The following is a 25,016-nucleotide window of genomic DNA, read 5'->3' on the forward strand; positions in this document are numbered from 1 at the left end:
GGGGAGGGGGGGGGGGGGCCGACCTCCCCGGGGGGAAGCCCCCCCAACCGCGGCGCCTCAGGCCCCCACGTCGTAGGCCGTGCCGTCCGTCACCGCCCCCAGCTTCTCCGGATTGGCGACATTGTGGATGGCCGAGATGCGGCCCTCCTCGTCGAAGTCGAAGGTGATCGTGGCGATCACGCGGTCCGGGGACGTGAAGAGCATGCCGGGGGCGCCGTTGATGTCCGCCAGGCGGGCGGTCATCTCCGACGGTGAGACGCCCTGGTACGTGACCGTGCCGATCGCCGCGAACCACGAGGCCACCGTGGCCGAGCCGACGACCGGCTTCAGGGCCTGGCGGACCTTGCCGCCGCCGTCGGTCCACAGGGTGACGTCCGGCGAGAGCAGTTCCATGAGGGTGTTCATGTCGCCGCCGGTCGCCGCCGCCAGGAATCGTTCGGTGGCGGCGCGCTGCCGGGACGGGTCGGCGCGGAAGCGGGGGCGGCGGGCCGCGACGTGTTCGCGGGCGCGGTGCGCGGCCTGCCGTACCGAAGGCTCGGAACGGTCGAGGGCCTCGGCTATCTCGGCGTGGCTGAAGGCGAAGACCTCCTTGAGCACGAACACCGCGCGCTCCAGCGGGGAGAGCGTCTCCAGGACGACCAGCATCGCCATGGAGACGGATTCGGCGTCCGTGACCGCTTCGGACGCGTCGGGCTGCGTGAGGATCGGCTCCGGCAGCCAGGGCCCCACGTACGTCTCGCGCTTGTGGCGTGCGGAGCGCAGCCGCTCGAGGGCCACGTTGGAGACGATGCGCGTCAGATACGCCTTGGGGTCCGCGACCTGCGCACGGTCCGCGGCCGACCACTTCAGCCACGCGTCCTGCACGGCGTCCTCGGCGTCGGCCGCGCTGCCGAGCAGCCGGTAGGCGATGGAGAAGAGCAGCCGGCGGTGCTCCTGGAAGGTGTCGGTGGTCGGCGCCTGGTTCGCGCTCATGGCTGGTCTTCTCCTGTGCGGTAGGGACTTCGGGTGCGGTAGGGACTTCGGGTGCGGTAGGGACTTCGGGTGCGGTAGGGACTTCGGGTGCGGTAGGGGCTCGGGTGCGGTCGGGAACTACGTCGGCTTTCAACTGCGGTCGGGCAAGTCTCACTTGGTGCGCGTGAAGCGGCCGCCGCGCGGCCAGAAGGCGCCCGACGCGGGCATCTTCCTCATCCGGCCGTACGTCGGCCACGGCGAGGCGGTCACCGTCTCCTTGTAGCGCACGGCCGTGCGCCCGGTCAGGGAGATCCGCCGTGCACGGCCGTCGGGCCGCGTGAACTGCACCACGGCGTCACCGCGGCCGAGGCTGACGGGCGTGTGGTAGTAGCCGAAGCGGAAGGGCTTGGGGTCCCGGCCCCTGAGCACCCGGTCGATGCTGAGCGCCGCGTGCACACCCGTGGGCATGCCGCCCTGGCAGGTGCCGTGCATCACGCCGTATCCCTGGCGGATGGCGGCCGCGTCGCCGATCGCGTAGACGTCCGGGTGCGAAGTCGAGCGCAGCGACCGGTCGGTGACGATCCGGCCGCGCTCGTCCACGTCGAGTCCGGCCGCGGCGGCCAGGCGCGGGGCCCGGGTGCCGCCCACCCACAGCACCGCGTCCGCCGCGAGCGATTCCCCGCCGGCGAGTTCCACGGAGTCGGGGAGCACTTTCGCCAGCTCGGCTCCGGCGCGGACCTCGACGCCGAGGCGGTCGAGGGCGGCCCGGAGGTACGTGCGGGCCTTACGGCCCAGGTCCGCGCCCGGCTCCGTACGGCCGACGAGGATCACCTTCAACCGCGGGTGGCGTTCGGCGAGTTCGGCGGCCGACTCGACGCCGGTCAGACCCGTGCCCGCGACGACCACCGTGCCACCGTCACCGATCCGGGCGAGACGGTCGGCGAGCAGCTCCGCGTCCTGCGCGCCGTTCAGGGTGTACGCGTGGTCCTCGGCCCCCGGGACCGAAGCCGTGTCGGCCACGGTTCCGAGTCCGTACACGAGGGTGTCGTAGGCGAGTTCGCGGTCGTCGTCGATGCGTACGGTCTTCGCGGCCGCGTCGATCGCGGTGACCCAGCCGCGGACGAACCGCGCGCCGGTGCCGTCGAGCAGCTCGGGGACGGCGAGTTCGGCGGTCTGCCGGCCGGTGGCCGTCATGTGCAGTCGCATCCGTTCGGTGAAACGCTCCGTGGCGTTCACGACGGTGATCTGCACGCCGCCGCGCTTCTGTACGCGGGCGGCGAGCTGGACGGCCGCTGCCGTGCCCGCGTAACCCGCGCCCAGGATCACCACTCGGTGCGTTCCGTTCTCCCGTGCGTTCATCGCTGTCCCCTTCCGGCTCCGTTGTGCTGACGACCACCAGATGGGAGCGGACGGCCCGAACGTGACACGGGGCGGGTGTGACGCCCGCCACACCTCTTTGGCGATGCCTGCCATGCCTCGCCAGGCAATGCCCTCCATGCCTTTCCGGGCGACGCCCTCCATGCCTCGCCAGGCAATGCCGTCCATGCCTCGCCGGGCAATGCCCGCCGCGCTTCTCCGAGCAACGCCCGCCGCACCCGTTCAGACCCACCGGGATGACGTCGCGCCGCTCGTCAGGACGACGCCCGTACGACCAACTCCGTGGGAAGAAGGACCTGTTCACGGGTCAGCTGGCGGGCCGACCGTGGATGGTGCGCGTCCACCGAGGCGATCTCCGCGAGGAGCAGTCGGGTCATCTCGCGGCCCATCTCCTCGATGGGCTGGCGGACGCTGGTCAGCGGCGGGTCCATGTGGCGGGCGATCGCCGAGTCGTCGAAGCCGACCAGGGACACGTCCTCGGGGATACGTCGCCCCTGCTCGCGCAGGATCTGGCGGGCGCCCGAGGCCATCACGTCGGACGCGGCGAAGACGGCGTCCAGGTCCGGGCGGCGGCGCAGCAGTTCGGACATCGCGCGGCGGCCTCCGCCCTCCGTGAAGTCGGCCGGCTCGACGAGGGTCTCGTCCTCCTCCAGACCGGCCTCGGACAGCGCCGCACGGTAGCCGTCCAGACGGCGCTGGGCGCCGTAGACGTCGAGACGGCCGGTGATCGTGGCGATCCGGGTGCGGCCGCGGCCGAGGAGGTGACCGATGGCCGCCTTCGCGCCTTCGAAGTTGTCCGAGTCGACGGAGGCGAGGGGTTCGGAGGCCGAACGGCGGCCGCTGACCACGGCGGGGATGTGCAGATCCTCGATCAGGTCGGGCAGCGGATCGTCCGCGTGGACGGAGACGAGCAGGACGCCATCGACGCGCTGGGCCGCCAAGTACTGCGCCAGACGCCGGCGTTCGCGGTCTTTGCTCGCAAACGTCAGGAGCAGCTGGACCTCGGTCTCGGCGAGGGCGACGCCCACCCCGTGGATGATGTCCGAGAAGTAGGGCTCGGCGAAGAAACGGCCCTCGGGTTCCGGGACCACCAGGGCGATCGCGTCCGTACGGTTCGCGGCCAGTGCGCGGGCCGCCGTGTTCGGAACATAACCGAGCTCGGCAACGGCCGCCTCGACGGCCGCGCGCGTCCGTTCGCTGACGCGAGGCGATCCGTTGATCACCCGGGAGACCGTGCCACGGCCGACGCCGGCACGGGCCGCGACCTCCTCGAGCGTGGGCCTGCCCCCGCTCCTGGCCCGTCCCCCCACCCGAGGTTGACGGATCGTCATGCGTGCCTCCCCATCGGCGTATGAACCATCGGCGCGCTCGACGATCCGTGCATCGACCATCGTGCGTATGCCCGAAATTTCGACCACCCGGGCGAAAACTAACAGCCGGATAACCGATTCGGCTCCGTCCGTCCGGTCTCTTGACACTCCCGGGCCCAGCCGGGACTCTTCAACTCATCACACATGGGAGCGCTCCCACCGTACCTGGCTCATACACAACCCGCACGTTCCCGCCCGAGCCGCACAACGAAAACCCCCACAGCACGGAAGAGTTGGCCGGGAGTCGGCACGTCAGGGCACAAGGAGGACGCAATGCGCATGAGGCACCGAACGTCCCGTCAGGCTGTGGTCCTCGCGGCCGTAGCAGCGTTGGGCGTGGGGCTGCTGGCCGGCTGCGCCGAGGACTCGAAAGAGCCCGGCGGGTCCGGCGACTCGGGCAAGAAGGACGCGAAGGGCAAGACCACCATCACGGTGGGTGTCTTCGGCGCCTTCGGCCTCAAGGAGGCCGGTCTCTACGACCAGTACATGAAGGAAAACCCGAACATCGTCATCGAGCAGACGTCGGTGGAACGGAACGAGAACTACTACCCCGCGCTGCTCACGCACCTCGCCTCGGGCAGCGGGCTCGCCGATATCCAGGCCGTCGAGGTCAACAACATCGCGGAGATCACCGCGACCCAGTCCGACAAGCTCATGGACCTCGGCAAGGTGTCCGGCGTCGACAAGAACAACTTCCTGGACTGGAAGTGGGCGCAGGGCACCAGCAAGGACGGCAAGACGGTCGCGCTCGGCACGGACGTCGGCCCGCAGGGGATCTGCTACCGCAAGGACCTGTTCCAGAAGGCCGGGCTGCCCACCGACCGTGAGAAGGTCGGCGCGCTGTGGGCCGGCGACTGGAACAAGTACCTCGAGGTCGGCAAGCAGTTCAAGGCGAAGGTGAAGGACGCGGCCTTCGTCGACGGCGCGCAGAACGTGATGGCCGCCGTGCACGGCAGCAGCGAGAACCGCTTCTACGACAAGAGCGGCGAGGTCATCTACAAGACCAACCCGGTCGTCAAGGAAGGCTGGGACCTCGCCGCCGAGTTCGCCGAGGCGGGTCTCTCGGCGAAGCTGCAGAGCTTCACTCCGGCTTGGGACTCGGGCTTCGCCAACGGCGACTTCGCCACGATCTCCTGCCCGGCCTGGATGCTCGGCTACATCAAGGACAAGGGTGGCGACAAGGCCGAGGGCAAGTGGGACGTGGCCGCGGCACCCAAGCCCAGCAACTGGGGCGGCTCGTTCCTGACCGTGCCCGAAGCGGGCAAGAACAAGGAAGAGGCGGCCAAGCTCGCCGCCTGGCTGACGGCTCCCGAGCAGCAGGCGAAGTTCTTCGCCGAGCGGGCCAGCTTCCCGAGCGCCAAGGCCGCGTACGAGCTGCCCGAGGTCAAGGACGCCAAGCACGCGTACTTCGGCAACGCCCCCATCGGTGAGATCTTCGCCAACGCCGCGGAAGGCACCCCCGTGCAGATCCTCGGTCCGAAGGACCTGATCATCGCGCAGAACCTCGCGGATGTGGGCATGCTCCAGGTCGACCAGAAGGGCACCGCCCCCGACAAGGCCTGGGACAAGGCAATGAAGTCGATCGACAACGCGCTGGATCAGTAAATGGTGAATCAGTACGAGACCACCGCGGCCCCCCGGGGGGAGGGGGCCGCGGCCCCGCGCGTCGACAAGGCGCCGCCGAGCGCCAAGGAGCAGAAGTCGCGGACGTGGCGCAGCCGTCGCTACCGCTGGGACATGAAGTTCAGCCCGTACGCGATGCTCCTCCCGTTCTTCCTCTTCTTCCTCGCCTTCGGGCTCTTCCCACTGCTCTACACCGGCTGGGCCTCTCTGCACCGGGTCTCGCTGACCGACCCCAACAACATGGAGTGGCTGGGGTTCAAGAACTTCACCCGGCTCCTCGAGGACGAGTTCTTCTGGAACGCGCTGAAGAACACCGTCACCATCGGTCTGCTCTCCACGGTGCCGCAGCTGGTCATGGCCCTGGGGATCGCGCATCTGCTCAACTACAAGCTGCGCGGCTCCTGGTTCTTCCGGGTCGCGGTCCTCACCCCGTACGCCACCTCGGTGGCCGCGGCGACCCTGGTCTTCGTCCTGCTCTTCGGACGCGACTACGGGATGATCAACTGGGGCCTCGGCCTGGTCGGGATCGACAACATCGACTGGAAGAACGGGACATGGACCTCCCAGCTCGCGGTCTCCTCGATCGTGATCTGGCGCTGGACGGGCTACAACGCGCTGATCTATCTGGCCGCGATGCAGTCCATCCCCAATGACCTGTACGAGTCCGCGGCGCTCGACGGGGCCACGCGCTGGCAGCAGTTCTTCCATGTGACGCTGCCGTCGCTGCGGCCGACGATCCTGTTCACCTGTGTCGTCTCGACGATCGGCGCGACACAACTCTTCGGTGAGCCACTGCTGTTCAACGACGGTGCCTCGCCGACCGGTGGTGCCGACCACCAGTTCCAGACGCTGGGGCTTTATCTGTACGAGCAGGGCTGGGTGAATCTGCATCTGGGCCGTGCCTCGGCCATCGCCTGGGCGATGTTCCTGATCCTGCTGCTGGTCGCCGCGGTCAACTGGCTGATCTCATGGCGGCTGCGCAAGAGCGAAGGGAGGGCCTGATGAGCGCCATCGTCACCGACCGGGTGCCCACGGATGAGCAGCAGAGCCGTCCTGTGAAGAAGCCGGGCAAGAGCAAGGCCGGCAAGACGCTGTACGGCGGCAAGTGGACGTATCTCGTCCTGATCGTGGTCACCGTCCTCTCGCTGTTCCCGTTGGTCTGGACGGCGATCGCGGCGTCGCGCGACAACGAGCGGCTCGCCCAGACCCCGCCGCCTTTCTGGTTCGGCGGAAATCTCTTCAAGAACCTCGAGATCGCCTGGACCGACGCCAACATGGGCATGGCGTTGCTGAACACCACGATCGTGGCGACCATCGCGTCCGTCGGGACCGTGCTGATCTCCACGCTCGCCGGGTTCGCCTTCGCCAAGCTGCGGTTCCGCTGGAAGAACTTCCTGCTCTTCTTCGTGATCGCCACCATGATGGTGCCGCCGCAGCTGAGCGTCGTACCGCTGTACATGCTGATCGCCGAGCTGTCCTGGACCGATCAGTTGCAGGCCGTGATCATGCCGTTCTTCGTGGCCGCCTTCGGTGTGTTCTTCATGCGCCAGTACCTGGTGCAGGCGCTGCCGAACGAGCTGGTCGAGGCGGCCAGGGTCGACGGCGCGAGCAGTTGGCGGGTGATCTGGCACGTGGTGTTCCCCGCGGCGCGGCCCGCCATGGCGGTGCTCGGGATGCTCACCTTCGTCCAGGCCTGGAACGACTTCTTCTGGCCGATCATCGCGCTCACCCAGAACGGCAATCCGACGGTGCAGGTCGCCCTGACCGGCCTCGGGCGCGGGTACATCCCCGACCAGTCGGTGATCATGGCGGGCGCGCTGCTCGGCACGCTGCCGCTGCTCCTCGCGTTCGTCGTGTTCGGCAAGCAGATCGTGGGCGGAATCATGCAGGGGGCGGTCAAGGGCTGAGCTTTCGGGCCCTGCTCTCCCCCTGCGTACGTCCCGCCGGGATCCCGCTTGCCCGCGCACCGCCGCCGCCCGCACCCCAACTCCTCAACTCCCCTTTCCCGTACCAAGAATGGGAGCGCTCCCGTGCCCGCAGTCGAAGCGTCCGCAGCTTCCGCCGTCACCACGGCCGAAGCGTCTTCGGACACCGCAACCCAGCCGGCATCCGCCGGCTCCACCACCTTCCCGCCAGGCTTCCTCTGGGGTGCCGCCACCGCCGCGTACCAGATCGAGGGCGCCGCCCAGGAGGACGGGCGCACGCCGTCCATCTGGGACACCTTCAGCCGGACGCCGGGCAAGGTGCTCGGCGGCGACACCGGGGACGTGGCCTGTGACCACTACCACCGGTTTCGCGACGACGTCCGGCTCATGGCCGAACTCGGCCTGGGCGCCTACCGGTTCTCCGTCTCCTGGCCCCGCGTGCAGCCCACCGGGCGCGGCCCCGCCGTACAGCGCGGGCTCGACTTCTACCGCTCCCTGGTCGACGAGCTCCTGGAGCAGGGCATCACACCGATGGCCACGCTCTACCACTGGGATCTCCCCCAGGACCTGGAGACGGCCTTCCCCAGCGGCTCCACCGCCGGCGGCGGCTGGCCCGAGCGGGACACCGCCGAGCGGTTCGCCGAGTACGCCGGGATCGTGGCCGAAGCGCTCGGCGACCGGGTCGAGCTGTGGACCACCCTCAACGAGCCGTGGTGCAGCGCCTTTCTGGGCTACGGCGCGGGGGTGCACGCCCCGGGCCGCACCGATGACGTGGCGGCCCTGCGCGCCGCCCACCACCTCAACCTCGGGCACGGGCTCGCCGCCCGCGCGCTGCGGGCCGCCCTGCCCTCACGGGGCCGTATCGGCATCGCGCTCAACCCGCACGCCGTACGCCCCCTGACCGACTCGCCCGAGGACCGCGACGCCCGGCGCCGGATCGACGCGCTCGCCAACCGGATCTTCACCGGCCCTCTGCTCAAGGGCGCCTACCCGTCGGACCTCATCGCCGACACCTCGCATATCACCGACTGGTCCTTCGTACGCCCCGAAGACCTCGCCGTCATCAAGCACCCCCTGGACTTCCTCGGCATCAACTACTACACACCCGCGATCGTCTCGGCCACGAGCGATCGCACCGCCCCGCGCCGGGACGGCCACAACTCCGGCTCCCACTCCCCCTGGCCGGGCGCCGACGGTGTGGCCTTCCACCGGGCGCCTGGCGAACTGACCGCGATGGACTGGCCGGTGGATCCGACCGGCCTCACGGACCTTCTCCTTCAATACACCGCCGAAGCCCCGGGGGTTCCGCTCTTCGTGACGGAGAACGGTGCGGCCTTCGACGACCGGGTCGGCGAGGACGGCAGCGTCCACGACCCGGACCGCATCCGGTATCTGCACAGCCACCTGTCGGCGGTGCACGAGGCGATGCGCCGGGGTGCCGACGTACGCGGGTACTTCCTGTGGTCGCTGATGGACAACTTCGAGTGGGCGTACGGCTACAGCAAGCGCTTCGGCGCGGTGTACGTCGACTACGAGACGCAGGAGCGCACCCCCAAGTCCAGTGCGCGGTGGTACGGGCAGGCGGCCCGCGACGGAGCACTGCCGCCGCAGGCCTGACCCGTACACCACGCCTCACCAAGACGCGCGCGCCCCCCCCGGGGGGGGGGGGCGGCCGGGGGGGGGGGGGGGGGGGGGGGGGGGCGGGGGCGGCCGGGGGCGGCCCGGCCGGATGGGGGAAGACCGGTCGGGGCGCGCTGGGTGGGGGGTGGATCCGGGGGACTACAGGAGCTGCAGGGACACTCCAGGAAGTGGGAACTCCAGGAAGTGGGGACTCCAGGAACAGTGGGGACTCCAGGAACAGCAGGGACTGTTACTTGTAGGCCGCGAACGCCTTCGTGAAGGCCAGCGGCTCCTGGCTGATCGAGCTGCACGTGGGCGAGACCGCCGTGGAGCCGCCCTCGCAGGCCTTGTCCCGGGTCGAGGACCACATCGACAGCCAGCCGAGCCCCTTGGCCTCGGCGAACTTCACCAGCTGCGCGGCATCGTCGACCTTGAAGATCTCCGTGGTGACGTCGTTGACCCCGATCATCGGGGTCACGGCGACCGCCTTCCACGCCTCGCTGTCGCTCAGCCCGAGCACGCCCTTGATCTGCGCCTGTGTGGCGGTCGCGGCCTGCTCGGCGTACGTGCCCATGTCACCGCTGTACGAGGGCCCGTAGTCCATGGCCATGATGTTCACGGCATTGATGGCGACGCCGTTCTTCTTCGCGTCCGCGAGCAGGTCCACGCCCGGCTGGGTCAGGCCCTCGGGCATCACCGGAAGCGTGAACGAGACGTCCAGGCCCGGGTGTTCCTTCCGCAGCTGCGCGATCGCCTGGGCGCGGCGCGTGTTGGCGGCGGTGTCGGGCAGGGCGGCGCCCTCGATGTCGAAGTCGACCTTGGTGAGCTTGTACGCGTCCACGACCTTGCCGTACGCCGCCGCCAGGTCGTCCGCGGACGCGCAGTTGAGGGCGAGCTCGCTGCCCGCCGCGCCGCCGAAGGAGACCCGGACATCGCCGCCCTTGGCGCGCAGGGCGCCTATCTGCGAGGCGACCTTGTCCTCGCCGAGGGCGGTGGAGCCGCCCCACAGCGGGGTGCAGCTGCCGTTGGCCGCGGTGACGAAGGCGAGGTTGAACTCCTTCACCCCGGTCTTGTCCGCCGTGCCCACGAGGTCGTACGCGGGGGCGAGCGAGGTGTCGACGAAGGGGGCGAAGCGGGTGGTGGAGGCGGCGGGCTGCGTCGGGTCCGCGGATTCGGTGGGCTCGGCCGGGGCCGTCTCGCTCGGCTTCGACGTCGGCTGCGAGGTCGGTTCGTCCGTCGGCTCGGCGGACGGCGTGGGAGCCTCGGTGCCCGGTGCGGGCTCCGCCTCGGTGGAGCAGTCCTGGCCGTCGATCGTGCAGGTGCTCGGGTCGGCGCCCTTGCCGCTGGCGACGAAGCCGACGGTGACGGCCTTGCCGGGCGCGAGGTCCTTGTCCCAGGCCGAGGGGCGCACGGTGACGTGGCCGTCCTTGACCGTGTGGTCACCGTTCCACAGCGAGCTCAGCTCCGTGCCGGCGGGAAGCTCGAACTCGAGGGTCCAGTCGGCCAGCGGCCCGTCCGTGTCGTTGGTGATCACGTACTGCGCGGTGTAACCACCCGACCATGCGCTGGTCTTGGTGTACGCGACACCGGCGCCGGCGGCCTGCGCCGTGCCCGAGAACACGAGCGCCGTGGTGCCGAGGGGCGCCGCGGGCACCGCCGCACCGATCGCTTTCGCCTTGCCGCCGAGTGTGCGCCGGTGCGCGTTGCGCGAGCTGCTCATGGGGCTGCCTGCCTTTGCTGTACATGGGGGTGGGGTGCGGCAGCACGCTAGCGATCTCTGATCCGGCAAATCGGGCGAGGCGGGCGGGGGTTGGGGTTCTTAGGGTGGCGTTAAGGGAGGGATGGGGAGCGATTAATGGTGCGGGTGTTGCTGGAGGTGCGGGTGCGGGTGCAGGTGGGAGCTGAAGGTGCACGTGCAAGTAGGAGCTGGAGGCGCAAGGAGGAGCTGGAGGTGCAGGTGCAGCTAGGACGCGTAAGGGCTCGGCTCACACCCCTGACGGACTGGCCTGCTGCCCCTTCTTCCTGCGGCGCACCGCGGCCCCCCGGTGCCGGCGCCGCCCCTCGGTGGGCCGGCGGGCGTCCAGCTGGATCCAGATCCGGACCTCGGTACCGCCGAGCACCGACGACCCGATGCGCACGTCGCCGCCGGTCGACTCGGCCATCTGCCGCACGATGTCCAGGCCGAGCCCGGTCGACCCGGCCGCGCCCGAGCCGCCGCCCCGGCGCAGCGCCGCCTCCGGGTCTGTGATGCCCGGTCCCGCGTCCGAGACGAGGACGATCACGGCGTCCTCGCCGTTGTGGACGTCGACCGCGAAGGCCGTGCCCTCGGCGGTGTGCCGGAAGACGTTGCCGAGCAGCGCGTCGAGGGACGCGACCAAGTCGGCGCGCGCGACCGGGATATGGACCGGCCGGTCCACGCCCGCGACCCGCACCTTGCGCGCCTCGTCCTCGGCGAGGGCCGACCAGAACGCCATCCGCTCCCTGATCACCTCGGCCGCGTCGCACCCGGCGCCACCGCCGTGCGCGGTCTGCGGCTTGGCCTCGCGGGCGGTACGGATGATCGTGTCGACCTCGCGTTCCAGCTGCTCGACCGCGGAGCGGGTCTGGTCGGCCGCGGCCCCGTCGCCCAGGGAGGCGGCGTTCAGGCGCAGGACCGTCAGCGGGGTACGGAGGCGGTGGGACAGATCGGCCGCCAGCTCACGTTCATTGGCCAGCAGTTGGACCACCTGGTCGGCCATCGAGTTGAAGGCCACGGCGGCCGACTTGAGTTCGGTCGGCCCTTCCTCGGGCACCCGCGCTCCCAGCTTCCCCTCGCCGAGGTCGTGCGCGGCGCCCGCGAGGCGCTTGGCCGGCTGGATGAGCCGTACGCCGAGCCGGTCCGCCACCGCGACGGAGCCGATGATCAGCGCGATGCCCACGCCCGCGAGCACCACCCAGGCCGTGGTGACCCCGTTGCTGACATCGCCCTCGGGCACGAAGATCTCGACGACCGCGTTGCCGCCCGAGCTCAGCGCGGTGGGCTGCAGGAGTACGGATCCGCCGGGCGCCTGGGCGATGAAGGCGCGGCTCTTGCGGCGGGCCGTCTCGACATCGCCGTCGGTGGCGCGCTGGACACCGATCTCGCTCGCGGCCAGCCCCTCCGCGGCCGGCAGATGCACGGCCATCCGCCCCTCGCCGCCCGCGTCGGTGATCGCGATGGCCCGCTCGAGCTCCACGCGGTCGGTGGTGATCGAGAGGGTCGGCGCGATGTTGGCCGCCTGGCGTTCGGCGTTGGAGATGGCGCGGTCGCTGGCCATCTCCTTGATGACCAGGGCCAGCGGGACCGCGAAGGCGACGACGACCATCGTGGTGACCGCGAGGCACACCTTGACGAGGGCCCACCTCACCGCGGGGGCTCCAGCTTCACTCCCACTCCGCGCAGGGTATGCAGATAGCGCGGCTTCGCTGCGGTTTCGCCCAACTTCCTCCGCAGCCATGACAGATGTACGTCGATGGTCTGGTCGTCCCCGTACGACTGCTGCCAGACCTCGGCGAGCAGCTCCTTGCGCGGTACGACCACCCCGGGCCGCCCGGCGAGGAAGGCGAGGAGATCGAACTCACGCCGGGTGAGATCGAGCGTGGCACCGTCGAGCGAGGCCTGGCGCCTGAGCGGGTCGATGGCGAGCCCGCCGACCCGCAGCACGCTGGACACCGCCGCCTCGCCCCCGCCGCCGGCCCCCGCCCGGCGCAGCACCGCGGCCATCCGGGCCGACAGATGCTCGACGGAGAAGGGCTTGGTCAGATAGTCGTCGGCGCCGTCGTTCAGGAGCCGGACGATCTCCGTCTCGTCGTCGCGCGCAGTGGCGATGATCACGGGGACGTCGGTGATTCCGCGCAGCATCTTCAGCGCCTCGGCCCCGTCCAGATCGGGCAGACCGAGATCGAGAATGACCACGTCGAAGCGGAAATGAGCGACCTCGCGCAGCGCCTCGAGGGCCGTCCCGACACTGCGCACGGTGTGCGAGGCGTCGGTCAGATGCCGGATGAGGGCCGAGCGTACGAACTGGTCGTCCTCGACCACGAGCACACTTGCCATGGCCCGCACCGTACGCCATACGGGGGACACCGGTCATGGCACACGGGAGACCCCGGTCCTGGCACCGGCGTTCCCGCACCCCCGGGACACCAGTGGGCCGGATGGTGCAGGATGGCCCGCGATGCACAGGACTTTCAACGGGCTGGCACATGCAGCGGCGTGGACATGCGCCACCGGGGCAGCGGTGACGCTGTCCTGGTGGGGGGTGCACACGGTAATGTCCGGAACGGCCTATGACCCGCCCCGCGCACTCCCGTTGACCGCTTCCCACGAGACGACCCAGCAGGCGGTGGACCCGAAGGCGTCCTCCACCCGCCGCCCCAAGGAGCCCTCGAAGTCCGGCGATTCAGGCAAGGGCTCCAATTCGGGCAAACCGTCCGAGTCCTCGCGGCCGGACGGGAAGGGGTCCTCCTCCCCGAGCGGCTCACCGAGCGAGTCGGGCAGTTCGTCGGCTTCGTCGTCGGCCGAGGCCGGCGACGTGAAGAGCTACAGCGTCTCGGGCGGCCGGGTCGTCTTCGAGATCCACGCCGCCTCCGCCGAGCTGGTCTCGGCCACGCCCAAGACGGGCTGGGAGATGCAGATCTGGAAGCAGCCGCAGCAGGACTGGATCCGGGTGACGTTCACCCAGGGCACCCGCGAGGTCTCGGTCTTCTGCACCTGGCACGACCATGCGCCACAGGTGGAGATCGACGATCCGTAGGGGGTCAGTCGGTGAGCTCCCGGCCGGTCAGGTCTTCGACCATGCGCCAGGTGTCGCCGGATGACTCGAAGACGAGGACACGGGTCGCCATGGCCGGCACCTCGGCACGGAGATCTCCGCCGGATTCATCCGTCGTGTAAGGGGTCACCTTCTGGTTGACATCGACGGTGGCGCGAGCGCCGTCCCTGGTCACATCGAAGGAGAACGCCTCGGCGTCGAACTTGCTCCAGACACGGCCGTCCGGGATCCCGTCGGCGCGCCACTTCGCGATGTCGCGGTCGACCTCACTCTGGAAGTAGTCCTCGACCGCCCGCTCCAACGACTCCCGCTCAGCCGTCTCGATACGGTCCTGGACCACGAACCCCGTCGGGACCCCGACGAGGAGCACCGCTCCTGCGGCCAGCACGAACTTGCGCCTTCTGTCCACGTTTCCCCCTGGTGACGCGTCCGGCCCCCCGCCGTCGCGCCCCGGGACTCCAACTCAGGCCCGAGTCAGCGGAACACCCCTGGTGGCGGCGCCGGTGAAGCCACCGCCGCCGCGTCTCGTACCGGTGTGGCGCCGCCGGTGAAGTCGGACAGGGCGCGGCCGTGTTCGACGCGGCCCGGGTGCGGGTCGGAGGCGATACGGCGGGTGAGTTCCGCGACCGGGAGCTCGGTGTCCGAGGCGACGAGGACCGCGTTGCCGAAGCGCTTGCCGCGCAGCACCGCCGGGTCGATGGCCAGGGCCAGTTCCCCGAAGACCGCCGCGACCGTCGCGATCTGGCCGCGCAGATGGGCGAGCGGCGGGCCGTCCGCGAGGTTGGCGGCATAGTGGCCGCCGGGCCTGACGACTCTGCGTACCTCTTCGAGGAATTCGACACTCGTCAGATGCGCGGGCGTGCGCGCCGCGCTGAACACATCGGCGATCAGCAGATCCGCCCAGCCGTCAGGGATCTTCAGGAGCCCCTCGCGGGCGTCGGTGGACCGCACGCGGATCCGTGCGGTGGAGTCCAACGGAAGCTCCCTGCGCACCAGTTGGACGAGCGCCGCATCGCGCTCCACGATCTGCTGCGAGGAGCGCGGCCGCGTACCGGCCACATAGCGGGCCAGTGTGAACCCGCCGCCACCGAGATGCACCACCTGCAACGGCTTGCCGGGCGGGGCGATCAGATCGATGACGTGGCCGAGGCGGCGCTGGTAGGAGAAGTCGAGATACCTGGGGTCGTCGAGGTCCACATGGGACTGGGGTGCGCCGTCCACGAGCAGGGTCCAGGCGCGCGGCCGGTCCGGATCGGGTATCAGCTCGGCGAGCCCCCCGTCGACCGTCTCGACCACGGCCTGAGCTGCGCTTTTCCTTCGGGCCATCTGGCCATTATGCGGGCGCGCGGCCCTGCCCCGCGCTGCGAGCGGGCGGGGGCGGGCACGGGGCCCGCCAGACCCTGGATCCAGCCCCCGGATCCGGGCCCACCCAGCCCTCGGATCCAGGCCCGCCCAGCCCCCCGGATCCGGGCCCCGCCGGTAGCCGCGCCCCCGGTGAGCGATGATGGACAAGCGAGGCGATCAACGGCGATACGCCCCCTTCGTACACATTCGGTAGTTCTGGAGCGACCCATGGCAGCCCGCATCCTCCTGGCCCGGCACGGACAGACCTCCTGGTCCCTGTCCGGCAAGCACACCGGCCGGACGGACATCCCGCTGCTCGACGAGGGCCGGACCGGCGCGAAGCTGCTCGGCGAACGGCTGCGGCGGGCGCCGTACGACGGTCTGCCGGAGGTCGAGGTGCGCACCTCGCCGCTCGTGCGCGCGTCCGAGACCTGCGAGATCGCCGGCTTCGGCGACCGGGCCGAGCGCTGGGACACCCTCATGGAGTGGGATTACGGGGCGTACGAGGGGATGACCCCGGCCGAGATCCAGGCGGTCCGTCCGGGCTGGTTCATCTGGCGGGACGGCGTCCCGGACGGCGAGACGCTGGCCGAGGTCTCCGCCCGCGCGGACGAGGTGGTCGCGTGGGCCCGCTCGGCGGACCGGGACGTCCTGGTCTTCGCCCACGGCCACATCCTGCGCTCCATCGGCGCCCGCTGGCTCGGCCTCCCCCTCGACTTCGCCGCCCGCATCCGCCTCAACCCCACGTCCCTCTCCGTCCTGGGCTGGGCCTACGACGCCCCGGCCATCGAGTCGTGGAACGAAACGGGCCACCTGGACCGGTAGGCCCGGCCGCTGGACCGGTAGCCCTCTGAGAAAGGGACCCACCGTTCATGGCCACGTCCGGTTTGCCGCCTTTGCACTGAACGCTGGGTCCCCCTGCCCCTATGCAGTCCGGCCCAGGCCCTGGTGGCGCTCCAGGAATGTTGCCACTCCGGTTGTGCGGCGGTGTGGGAGTAGTACGCGTGCCGTGGTCCGCAGTATCGACTGGACGCGGTTCGACTGGACCTCGCCGAGGAGGTCGAGGACCTTGCGGCCCGCCGAGGCCGCCTCGTCGGGGCGGCCCGCCCGGGCCAGGTCGTCGGCGAGTTCGGCGGTGTAGAGCGCGGTGTTGCGGGTGAAGTGCGGATCCTGGAGTGCGACGGCGGTGCGCGCGTGGGAGGCGGCCCTCGACCACTCGCCCAGCGCGGACCAGCACTGGGCCTCCAGGCCCGCCAGTTCGGCCGCGCCGAAGAAGGTCATCCACTCGGGGTCGGCCCCCGAGGGCCCCCGCCCGAAGAGCCGCTGGGCACGGGCGAGCGCCTGTTCGCAGCCGGTCCGGTCGGACAGCGCCGCGAGCCCGCCGGCCTCGCGCAGCGCGAGCAGCGAGAGGAGCCGGTCGGAGCCGAGCGGCCCGGCCGCCCGCTGCGCGGCCTGCGCCGCCCGTACCGCCTCACGGGGACGGCCGGCATCGCGGGCCAGGAACGACATGTTGCAGAACGCATGCGCCTCGAGTCCCGGATCCGCGAGCAGCCGCGCGGTGGCCAGAGCCTCCCCGTAGTGCGAGCGCGCGTCCTCGTAGCGGCCCGAGTCATGGGCCAACCAGCCGACGGAGATGGCCAGTTCACCGGCGCTCGCCTGCAGCCGGTCGGTGACGGACTGCCGCGCCGTGCCCTCGTCGAGCAGGGCATAGGCGCTGCGCAGCGGGGCGGCCGCCCGGCGGTAGAGGCCGTCGGCGCCGTGCCGGTCGTCGAGCAGCCGGATCCTGCGTACGGCCTCCTCCACCGCATCGGCCTCCGCACCGCCCACCCGCCGCCGGGGCCGCTCGCCGCCCGGGGCCTGGGCGAGGCTCAGCGAGGCGGTGGCCACCGCGGCCGTGGTGCCGGTCATGAACATGCGACGCAGCACGTCGCTCTCCTCGGGGTGCTTCAAGTACGGGGCGGTGCCGGGCGGTTCGGACGACGTCCTCGGCACTTCGGACGGCGTTCTCGGTACGGGGAGTTCCGCCGGAACCCGCGGTAGCTCGGCGTGCGGGGCGGGCGCCCGGGCCGCCGCGCGCGCCCCTCGGCCGCGGACCGTCTCGCGGGGTGCGAACCCCAGGTCGGTCAGCGCGCGGCCGGGGAACATGTGCAGGAAGACGCGCTCGTACGCATAGTTGGGGCAGCGGATCTCGCCCGCCTCCACCCGTCCGATGTAGCGCGCGTCGCACGAGACCCGTTCGCCGATCTCGCGCGCGGCCCTGCGTACGGCAGCGGCGAACTCACCCGGCGACAGGCTGCCGCGCAGCATCCGGAAAGCGAGATTCGGCCGGGGTGTCCCGGCCGGTGAAGTCGGTGAAGTCCTCGAGGCCGACGCCATGGACCAGCCCTCTCGTCACGGCTCACGATGTTCCCCAAGCTCTCGGCTTCTCCCCCGAGTTCTTCGAGCAGGGAGGTCCCCCCAGAGCAGGGGAGGCCCCGTCCGGGGTCACGCTCGGGTGGCTCCGGCGGGGCAACGAACGTACCGGGAGTGACGGGTGCGGCACGCAGAGTTTTGCTACAAACCGGAAATCCCAGCCACGATCCGCCATGAACTGCCATCCAATGCGGCGATTCGACGCCGTAGCCGTTGACTTGGCCGCGCGTTGAACCATGCGGTGAGCACTCCCCAGCACCAGCCCCCGTGAGCGCTCCCAGACCACGAGCATCCGGTGAGCACTCCCAGACCATGAGCGTCCTGAGCCAGGAGGGGTCCCCTTGTTGGAAGTGACCGTGCCCGCCCCGAAACCCGTCCCGCCCCCGGCCACCCCGGCCTCGACCGCACAGCACCGGCCCACGCTGGACCACAGTGCGCCTCCGGGTGAGTGCGATCTGGTGACCGTGCCGACGCGGCAGGGTCTCGAAGCCGTGGACATCCTGCGCCGCGGCGCCCCCGCGGTCGGCCCCGTCCTGCACGACGACAGCCACGACACCCTCGGCTTCGTGGTGCCGCCCGGTACGGCCGACGGCTGGGACCTTCCGGGCTCCGCCTGTACGCAGACCGCCGGCCGCGGACTGCCCCTCGCGTCACCGTCCGCACCGGACACGGGAGCGGGCTGGCTGCTGCCGCCGACCGACGGGGATCAGGTGACGGATCCGGCGGCCCTGCGCGAGGCGCTCGGCGAGGCGGCCCGGATGATCGCGGCCGCGGACGGGTGCCGCGAATAGCCGGAGGCGTGGCGCGAATAGCCGGACGGATGGTGCGAAAGGCAGAAGGCCCCCTTGCAAAAACGGTCCGGCACCACCCCGCCGAAGCCCACCCGCACCCGGCAACGCACCCATGGTGTCAGTGGGAAATGCGAGACTCTCGCAGGTGAGCGAAATCCCGACCACCACCGAGCCGCTGCGCGCCCGACTGGCCACCCTGCGCGGGCCCGACACCCTGCCCAAGCCCCTGGACGCCCGGGCGCTTGCCGCCCTCGCGGCCAACCCCGGCTGCCGCAGGCGCGCGCTGCTCGACGGCGCCGGAGTGGACAAGTCCGCGCTGGCCGAGGCGCTCGGTTCGCCGTCCGGGTTCGGACAGTCGCAGTTCGCGTTCATCCGCGGCAATGCCTTCGAGGCCAGGGTCAAGGCGGACGGCGGCGCCGCGCTGCTGCGCCTCGCCCACCAGCGCCTCGGCGGCGGCCTCGAGCCCACCGCGGACACCTCCCATGTGCCCGACCTGACCGCCGTCGGCCCCGAGGGCCGCGCCGCCCGCACGGCGCTCGCGCTGCGGGACGCCGAAGCGGGTGCCTGGACGCTGCTCGACCACCCGATGGTCGCGCTGGACGTCGCCGGTTCGCCCGCGTTCCTGGAGCCGGACGCCGTCGTGGTGCACCCCGACGGCCGGTGGACGGTCGTCGAGATCAAGTCCTTCCCCATGATGGACGGTTCGGCCGACGCGGCGAAGGTCGGCGCCGCCGCCCGCCAGGCCGCGGTCTATGTGCTCGCCCTCGAGCAGGTCGCCGCCCGGCTCGCCCCGTCCCCCGAGGTCGGCCACAGCATCCTGCTCGTCTGCCCCAAGGACTTCTCCAACCTGCCGACGGCCTCCGTCGTCGACGTTCGCAAGCAACGGGCCGTGACCGGCCGGCAGTTGGCCCGCCTGACCCGTATCGAGGACATCACCGGCACCCTCGCGCCGGGCACGACCTTCGACCTCGAACAGCCCGCGGAGCAGCTGACGACCGCCGTCGAGTCGGTGCCCGCCACGTACGCACCGGAGTGCCTGGCCGCCTGCGAGCTCGCCTTCCACTGCCGTGACCGGGCCCGCGAACGCGGTGCGGTGACCGCGCTCGGCCGCTCGCTGCGCGGCGATCTCGGCGAACTGACCACGGTGGAGGCGGTGTTGTCCGCCGCCCGCGGCGAGAGCGGCGACCCGGCCGACCCCGCGGTCGCCGCGCTCCGCCGGGCCGCCGCCCTGCGCGCGGAGGCCCTCGCGGTGTCGGCGCCCGCTCCCCGTACGGAGGATGCGACGCCTGTTCGCCGTACGGAGAATGCGTCCGCTGCTCCCCGTACAGACGAGGCAGCAGTCGTACGGGAAGGAGGCGCCGCATGTCGTTGATCTCCACCTTGGCGCGGCTCGAAGCGGTGCAGAGCGGGCGGGCGCAGCCGACGGCCACCGTCCGTCACCGGCGTCTGTCCGAACGGCCGCTTGTCTTCGTGCCGTTGACCACAGCGGGCGAGGCCGGCGCACCTCTCGGCGCGCTGGTCGGCACCGACCGCGAGCGGCCCCGGCTGCTCGTCGTACCGCAGCCGCGCGACCGCGAGCTGCGGTTCGCGTTCCTGGCCGAGCTGGCCGAGGAAGTGCTGCCATACGTGGAGTCCTTCGCCGGCGAGACCCAGGCGGAGACGCGCAACGAGACCGACCCGGAGACCGGCAAGAAGGTCAAGGTCGAGGTCGAACTGTGCGTGGACGCACCGCAGTTGATCGTGCCGAGCAGGGCCGGTGTGGAGTTCGTACGGCTGCTCGGGCGCTCCATGCGTTTCCGGCGGACCGCCGAGCAGGACCCGGACACGCCCTATCCCGCGCCGCCGAGGGTGCCGCTGCTCGGACGGTGGCTGACGCACTTCGGCGAGCGGTCCCATGTGCCGGGCTCCGCACAGCTCCTGGCGATGACCGAGCTGCTCGGACGGCACTGGGCGACGGGGCAGTCCAGCCTGGAGGACCAGCACTTGGGAGCGCTGCTCGCGTGGATCGACCCCCCGGCCGGGTCGAGCGGCGCCCAGGCGGCGTTCGAGGCCGAACTGGGCCGGGACAGGGAGGGCCAGCTGCTGTGCCCCCCGGCCGGTCCGGCCACCGATCCGGCCTTCGACAACCGGCTGCTCGCGCCCGCCATCGAGCGGTTCGACCGGGCCCGCACCGCGCTGCAGGCGGCCGAGGACGCACTGGACGCGGACGACCGGCTCGGTGAACTGTCCTCCGCGCAACGGGAGATCGCCTCGCTGATCGAGAGCCGCACCCGGCCCACCTGGGACGCGGTCTGGCGCGGCATCGACCTGCTGCGCACCCTGCCCGAGGCACCGCGCAGCGCCGAGCGCTGGACCCGCGACCTGTGGTCGTACACCGGCCACCGCGACCGCGTCCTGGCCGGCGAGCCCCCGCAGCCGCGCCGCGACGACGCGGTCACCGCGGCCCGCAAGCTGCAGCGGCGCGAGGAGGCCCAGGCCCGGCTCGAGGCGCAGGAGGCTCTGGACGATCCGCTGGTCATGGCCGGGCGGCGGCTCACCGGGGAGGCCTTCACCGGCGAGGTCACCGACGCGGTGATGGCGTACAGCGAGGACAAGCGCCCGCGGCCGCGCCCGCTGATCACCGTATGCACACAGGACCGGCCGCATCTCGGTGCGGGCGCCAAGGTCTACCGGTCGCTCCAAGGCAAGCCGCAGTCGGCCGAGTTCGTCGGATACGACGACGAGGGCGGTGTCGTGCTGCGGATCCTGGACAAGATGGGGCGCGGCAAGGAGCCCGACGCGGGCTCGGTACCCGCGAAGGGCGACCGGCTGTGCTGGACGCTCTTCGAGCACGACGCGCGCGGCGGCGCGAAGCTGCCCGACGCCGAGCAGACGCCCTGGACGCACGGCGGCCCGCCGGGTGAGCCGACGGCCGAACAACCCGACCCGCTGACCTCGGAGGACGTGCTGTGACCGGCTCTCCTTCCGCTTTCGATCCTTCTGCTTTCGATCCTGCTGCTTCCGATCCTGCTGCTTCCGATCGCGCGGATTACGATCCGTCCGCGGCTTTCGATCCGTCCGCGGCTTTCGATCCGTCCGCGGTTTTCGATCCGTCCGCGGCCGCCGCGGCGGCCACCACCGCGATCCTGCGGGACACCCTGCACGGCACCGACCGCGGCGTGGTCGTCGACTCCCCGCCCGGCGCGGGCAAGTCGACCCTCGTGGTGAACACGGCGCTCGAACTGGCCGCCGCAGGACGCCCGTTGATGGTCGTCGCTCAGACCAACGCGCAGGTCGACGACCTGGTCCTGCGCCTGGCCGAGAAGAACCCCGGCCTGCCCGTCGGCCGGCTGCACAGCAGCGACGCCGACGCCTACGACAAGGCGCTCGACGACCTCCCGCAGGTCCGTACGTCCTCGAAGGCCGGCGACCTGGCCGGACTCGACGTGGTCCTGTCGACCGCCGCGAAGTGGGCGCACGTCAAGGACGTGGAGCCCTGGCAGCACGCCATCGTCGACGAGGCGTACCAGATGCGCTCCGACGCGCTGCTCGCCGTCGCGGGGCTCTTCGAACGCGCGCTGTTCGTGGGCGACCCGGGGCAGTTGGACCCCTTCTCCATCGTCGGCTCCGAGCAGTGGGCGGGCCTGTCGTACGACCCTTCGGCCAGCGCGGTCAGCACCCTCCTCGCCCACAACCCGCACCTCCCCCAGCACCGCCTGCCCGTCTCCTGGCGCCTCCCCGCGTCCGCGGCACCGCTGATCTCCGAGGCCTTCTACCCGTTCACGAAGTTCCGCAGCGGCACCTCGCACGGTGACCGCGCCCTGAGCTTCGGCGTCACGGGCGACGGCAGCGCCCACGACCGCGTGCTCGACGAGGCAGCGGCCTCGGGCTGGGGCCTGCTCGAACTGCCGGCGCGGCACACTCCGCGTACCGATCCGGAGGCCGTACGGGCGCTGGCCCACGTGGTCCGCCGGCTCCTCGACCGCGGCGGCGTCACCGTCAGCGAGCGCTCACCGGATCCGGCGCCGCTCACGGTGGACCGTATCGCCGTCGGCACCGCCCATCGCGACCAGGCCGCCGCGGTCCGAACGGCCCTGGCGGAGCTGGGAGTTCAGTGCGTCACCGTCGACACGGCCAACCGTCTGCAGGGCCGCGAGTACGACGTCACGGTCGTGCTCCATCCACTCTCCGGCCGCCCCGACGCCACGGCCTTCCATCTGGAGACGGGCCGCCTGTGCGTGCTCGCGTCGCGGCACCGGCACGCGTGCATCGTGGTGTGCCGGGCCGGGGTCGCCGAACTGCTCGACGAGCATCCGTCGACCGAGCCGGTGCAGCTGGGCGTCACGGTGAAGTTCCCTGACGGCTGGGACGCGAACCACACGGTGCTTTCACATCTGCGCGAACACCGAGTCTCCTACCACCCATAGTTCGCAGTACGAATTACGGTGTTACGCTGCCCGCGTGGGCGAAAAGAGCGAAAAGACCGACGGCCGGCTCGGCGTGGTGGCCGCACTGGTGCAGTCGTCGTTCCTGGTGAACGCCGTGTACGCGGAGTCGGGCCGGGAGTACGGACTCACCCCGCAGCAGGGGCAGTTGCTGTGCGTACTGATGGCGCGGTCGTACGGGATGGGCGAGTTGGGCTCGGTGCTGCGGCTGGCCAAGTCCAGCCTGACCGGACTTGTCGACCGGACGGCCCGCAACGGCCTCGTACAGCGCGAACCCGACCCCGAGGACAGCCGCGCCGTACGCGTGGCGCTCACCTCGCAAGGGGCCGCCCTCGCAAGGGACTTCTACGACGAGACCTGCCGCCGCATCGACCGGCTGCCCGACGGCCTGACGGCCGAGGAGCGCGAGGTTCTCGCCGGACTGCTCGGCCGGGTCGTGCGCGACAACGAGGTCCCCGAGGTGTTTCTGCCTACGGACGGCGGCGCGGGACAACAGGAAACGATTGAAGTTCGCAGTACGAACTAATAAAGTTCGTACCACGAACTCAATACTCCCCGTGGAGGCGTCGCCCCATGTCCGCACCCGCACGCACACCCACACCCGCCCTCCCCTTGTTCGGCTTCGGAGCGCACAGCACCCTCGACGAGGGGCCCGAGCTGCTCCGCATGGTGCGGCAGGCCGACCGCGACGGGCTCGATCACTTCTCGCTCTCGGACCACCCGTACCTCGGCGAACGCCTGGACGCGTACGCCACGATCGCCTTCCTGCTCGGCCGTACGCGGCACATCGCCGGCTTCGCCAACGTCACCAATCCGACCCGGCCGCCCGCGATGCTGGCGCGCACGCTCACCTCGCTGTCCGCGCTGAGCGACGGCCGCGTGATCCTGGGGATGGGCGCGGGCGGGATCTGGGACCGGATCGCCGACATGGGCGTCGAGAAGCTCACGCCGGCTCAGGCCGTCGAGGCCTTCGAGGAGGCGATCGTCCTGGTCAGGAAGCTCTCGGGCGGCGGCGCCCCGGTCACCTTCGAGGGCAGGCACTTCCAGGTGCACGAGATCGCGCCGTCCCCGGTCGCCGCTCCCCCGGTGTGGACGGGCTCGGTGGGCCGCAAGTCCCTCGCCGCCACGGGCCGCGTGGCCGACGGCTGGATCCCGGGCCATGCGGCGGACTGGCTCAGCGAGCGCTACCGCAGCTCGCGCCCGGTGATCGACGAGGCGGCCCGCGCGGCCGGCCGCGCACCCGCCGACATCGCCACGGTCTTCAACCTCCCCGGCCGCATCACGGACGGCCCGCTCCCGGCCACCCGCGACGCCGAGGGACGGTGGCTGGGCGGCAGCGCCGCACAATGGACCGAGGAGCTCACCACGGCGGTCCTCGACCACGGCGCCGCGGGGTTCACGCTCTTCTCACCCAAGGGCGGCACCCAGGACGCGGCCTCGGTGGCGCGCTGGTCCACGGAGATCGCGCCCGCGGTACGGGCGGCCGTGGCGAAGGAACGGCAGGTCAGTCCCTGAGCTCACCCCTCAGCAGACCGCGCCCGAACTCGACCATCTTCTTCGCATAGTCCTCGGTCCACTCCGCACGCTCCGCGATCTCCCCCGCCGACAGGCGGTCGAAGCGATGCGGCTCGGCCAGCTGGGCCGCGGCGATGGCCTGGAACTCGATGGCGCGGTCGGTCGCGGCGCGGAACGCGAGGGTCAGCTCGGTGGCGCGCGCGAGCAGCTCCCGGGGGTCCTCGACCGACTCCAGGTCGAAGAAGTGCTCCGGGTCGGCGGCGGCTGTGGTGGGCTCGAAAAGCAGGGGCGCCGGGCGCAGTCGCCGCTGTGTCCGCTCGGGTTCCGCCATGCCGGTCCTTCCGTCGCCAGGGTCTCCGGTCCCCGGCATTCCCCGAGGGCCGCCTTCCATTGTCCCGGGTCCCGCAAGAGGGCCTCACCGGTGCGGCGATGTACGGCGGTGGCATATGCCGGGCGGACCGTACTGCACCGGCGGGGCGGGCGTCCCGGAAATCCGTAACCCCGTGAGTCCACACGCTCACAGCCGGTACATGTAGATGCCATGAGCACTCGGCTGACCAGTAAGCACTCCGTCGAAGCCCACGCCGGATTCGTGACGCCCGCGGGCGCCGCATGGCTGGCGTCCGCGACCTCGTATCCACGCTCCACGCTCGCCCTGTGGGAGGCGCGGCCGACCGCTCCCGTGGTCCTGCCGTGCGGGACCGCCTTCGATGTCGTGAGCGTCCCGGCGGTGTTCGGCCGCCGGATGCTGGACCGGCTGTGGGAGGAGGGCCCGGGCTCCGGGCCCGGCGCCACGTACCGCCGCCGGACGCTGATCTTCGCCGGCCCCCGCCCCGCCCCCCGGCTGCCGTCGCTGCTCGCCTGGGGGGGG

The 25,016-nt window shown here is 71.3% G+C and carries 23 protein-coding genes; 13 read left to right on the forward strand and 10 right to left on the reverse strand.

Going from position 1 to position 25,016, the window contains the following annotated elements; translation table 11 throughout:
* Positions 1–57: 57 nt before the first annotated feature.
* The 3 genes from JAO81_RS23330 to JAO81_RS23340 form a co-directional block, all read right to left on the reverse strand.
* Positions 58–972 carry an RNA polymerase sigma-70 factor gene (locus JAO81_RS23330; protein WP_199549862.1) on the reverse strand — a complete coding sequence of 305 codons (915 nt, stop codon included), beginning with the start codon at positions 970–972 and terminating at the stop codon, positions 58–60.
* 150 nt (positions 973–1,122) lie between these two features.
* Positions 1,123–2,310, reverse strand: coding sequence for an NAD(P)/FAD-dependent oxidoreductase (locus tag JAO81_RS23335; RefSeq protein WP_199549863.1), 1,188 nt, complete (start codon positions 2,308–2,310; stop codon positions 1,123–1,125).
* Positions 2,311–2,582: 272 nt separating this feature from the next.
* Positions 2,583–3,659, reverse strand: a complete 1,077-nt coding sequence (locus tag JAO81_RS23340; RefSeq protein WP_199549864.1) for a LacI family DNA-binding transcriptional regulator — start codon at positions 3,657–3,659, stop codon at positions 2,583–2,585.
* Between the two features lie 312 nt (positions 3,660–3,971).
* On the opposite strand from JAO81_RS23340, the gene JAO81_RS23345 reads away from it, so the two are divergent.
* The 4 genes from JAO81_RS23345 to JAO81_RS23360 all read left to right on the forward strand — a co-directional run bounded on the left by JAO81_RS23345 (position 3,972) and on the right by JAO81_RS23360 (position 8,863).
* Positions 3,972–5,303 (forward strand): ABC transporter substrate-binding protein, encoded by a 1,332-nt coding sequence (locus JAO81_RS23345; RefSeq protein WP_199549865.1) that lies wholly within the window; start codon positions 3,972–3,974, stop codon positions 5,301–5,303.
* The gene (locus JAO81_RS23350) at positions 5,304–6,323 is read left to right on the forward strand and encodes a carbohydrate ABC transporter permease (RefSeq protein WP_199549866.1); all 1,020 of its coding nucleotides are present in this window, start codon (positions 5,304–5,306) and stop codon (positions 6,321–6,323) included.
* Positions 6,323–7,228, forward strand: a complete 906-nt coding sequence (locus tag JAO81_RS23355) for a carbohydrate ABC transporter permease (RefSeq protein WP_199549867.1) — start codon at positions 6,323–6,325, stop codon at positions 7,226–7,228. Before JAO81_RS23350 ends, JAO81_RS23355 begins: the two co-directional genes overlap by 1 nt.
* A 123-nt stretch (positions 7,229–7,351) precedes the next feature.
* On the forward strand, positions 7,352–8,863 hold the full coding sequence (locus JAO81_RS23360) for a GH1 family beta-glucosidase (RefSeq protein ID WP_199549868.1): 1,512 nt from the start codon (positions 7,352–7,354) through the stop codon (positions 8,861–8,863).
* 253 nt (positions 8,864–9,116) lie between these two features.
* Here the strand turns inward: JAO81_RS23360 and JAO81_RS23365 are convergent, their stop codons facing one another.
* The 3 genes from JAO81_RS23365 to JAO81_RS23375 all read right to left on the reverse strand — a co-directional run bounded on the left by JAO81_RS23365 (position 9,117) and on the right by JAO81_RS23375 (position 12,941).
* Positions 9,117–10,586, reverse strand: a complete 1,470-nt coding sequence (locus JAO81_RS23365; RefSeq protein WP_199549869.1) for a cellulose binding domain-containing protein — start codon at positions 10,584–10,586, stop codon at positions 9,117–9,119.
* Between the two features lie 265 nt (positions 10,587–10,851).
* A complete protein-coding gene (locus JAO81_RS23370; RefSeq protein ID WP_199549870.1) occupies positions 10,852–12,252 on the reverse strand; it encodes a HAMP domain-containing sensor histidine kinase in 1,401 nt (466 codons plus the stop codon).
* The gene (locus JAO81_RS23375; RefSeq protein ID WP_199549871.1) at positions 12,249–12,941 is read right to left on the reverse strand and encodes a response regulator transcription factor; all 693 of its coding nucleotides are present in this window, start codon (positions 12,939–12,941) and stop codon (positions 12,249–12,251) included. Before JAO81_RS23375 ends, JAO81_RS23370 begins: the two co-directional genes overlap by 4 nt.
* Before the next feature lie 121 nt (positions 12,942–13,062).
* Here JAO81_RS23375 and JAO81_RS23380 point away from each other — a divergent pair, with 121 nt between their 5' ends.
* Positions 13,063–13,641, forward strand: coding sequence for a hypothetical protein (locus JAO81_RS23380; RefSeq protein WP_199549872.1), 579 nt, complete (start codon positions 13,063–13,065; stop codon positions 13,639–13,641).
* Between the two features lie 4 nt (positions 13,642–13,645).
* On the opposite strand, the gene JAO81_RS23385 is transcribed toward JAO81_RS23380, so the two are convergent.
* Positions 13,646–14,068 carry a hypothetical protein gene (locus JAO81_RS23385; protein ID WP_199549873.1) on the reverse strand — a complete coding sequence of 141 codons (423 nt, stop codon included), beginning with the start codon at positions 14,066–14,068 and terminating at the stop codon, positions 13,646–13,648.
* Positions 14,069–14,133: 65 nt separating this feature from the next.
* On the reverse strand, positions 14,134–14,985 hold the full coding sequence (locus tag JAO81_RS23390) for a spermidine synthase (protein ID WP_199549874.1): 852 nt from the start codon (positions 14,983–14,985) through the stop codon (positions 14,134–14,136).
* A gap of 246 nt (positions 14,986–15,231) precedes the next feature.
* Here JAO81_RS23390 and JAO81_RS23395 point away from each other — a divergent pair, with 246 nt between their 5' ends.
* A complete protein-coding gene (locus JAO81_RS23395) occupies positions 15,232–15,828 on the forward strand; it encodes a histidine phosphatase family protein (RefSeq protein WP_199549875.1) in 597 nt (198 codons plus the stop codon).
* Positions 15,829–15,927: 99 nt separating this feature from the next.
* Here JAO81_RS23395 and JAO81_RS23400 read toward each other — a convergent pair whose 3' ends face one another.
* Positions 15,928–17,379 (reverse strand): hypothetical protein, encoded by a 1,452-nt coding sequence (locus tag JAO81_RS23400; protein WP_199549876.1) that lies wholly within the window; start codon positions 17,377–17,379, stop codon positions 15,928–15,930.
* Between the two features lie 377 nt (positions 17,380–17,756).
* On the opposite strand from JAO81_RS23400, the gene JAO81_RS23405 reads away from it, so the two are divergent.
* From JAO81_RS23405 to JAO81_RS23430, 6 genes are all read left to right on the forward strand, one after another.
* Complete coding sequence (locus JAO81_RS23405) at positions 17,757–18,206, forward strand: hypothetical protein (RefSeq protein WP_374194335.1); 450 nt, start codon at positions 17,757–17,759, stop codon at positions 18,204–18,206.
* Positions 18,207–18,318: 112 nt separating this feature from the next.
* A complete protein-coding gene (locus JAO81_RS23410) occupies positions 18,319–19,578 on the forward strand; it encodes a hypothetical protein (protein ID WP_233415800.1) in 1,260 nt (419 codons plus the stop codon).
* Positions 19,569–21,158, forward strand: coding sequence for a hypothetical protein (locus JAO81_RS23415; RefSeq protein WP_199549877.1), 1,590 nt, complete (start codon positions 19,569–19,571; stop codon positions 21,156–21,158). Before JAO81_RS23410 ends, JAO81_RS23415 begins: the two co-directional genes overlap by 10 nt.
* A gap of 170 nt (positions 21,159–21,328) precedes the next feature.
* Complete coding sequence (locus tag JAO81_RS23420; RefSeq protein WP_307813585.1) at positions 21,329–22,612, forward strand: AAA domain-containing protein; 1,284 nt, start codon at positions 21,329–21,331, stop codon at positions 22,610–22,612.
* 34 nt (positions 22,613–22,646) lie between these two features.
* The gene (locus JAO81_RS23425) at positions 22,647–23,156 is read left to right on the forward strand and encodes a MarR family transcriptional regulator (protein WP_307813583.1); all 510 of its coding nucleotides are present in this window, start codon (positions 22,647–22,649) and stop codon (positions 23,154–23,156) included.
* A 47-nt stretch (positions 23,157–23,203) separates the two neighbouring features.
* Complete coding sequence (locus JAO81_RS23430; protein WP_199549879.1) at positions 23,204–24,145, forward strand: LLM class flavin-dependent oxidoreductase; 942 nt, start codon at positions 23,204–23,206, stop codon at positions 24,143–24,145.
* On the opposite strand, the gene JAO81_RS23435 is transcribed toward JAO81_RS23430, so the two are convergent.
* Entirely contained in the window at positions 24,135–24,476 is a 342-nt protein-coding gene (locus tag JAO81_RS23435; RefSeq protein ID WP_199549880.1) for a hypothetical protein, read from the reverse strand. The two genes, JAO81_RS23430 and JAO81_RS23435, sit on opposite strands and share 11 nt — an antisense overlap.
* A 210-nt stretch (positions 24,477–24,686) precedes the next feature.
* On the opposite strand from JAO81_RS23435, the gene JAO81_RS23440 reads away from it, so the two are divergent.
* On the forward strand, positions 24,687–25,016 hold a 330-nt coding region (locus JAO81_RS23440; RefSeq protein ID WP_199549881.1), incomplete at its 3' end, for a bifunctional DNA primase/polymerase.

This window comes from Streptomyces sp. N35 (genome assembly GCF_016464295.1).
Taxonomy (GTDB): domain Bacteria; phylum Actinomycetota; class Actinomycetes; order Streptomycetales; family Streptomycetaceae; genus Streptomyces.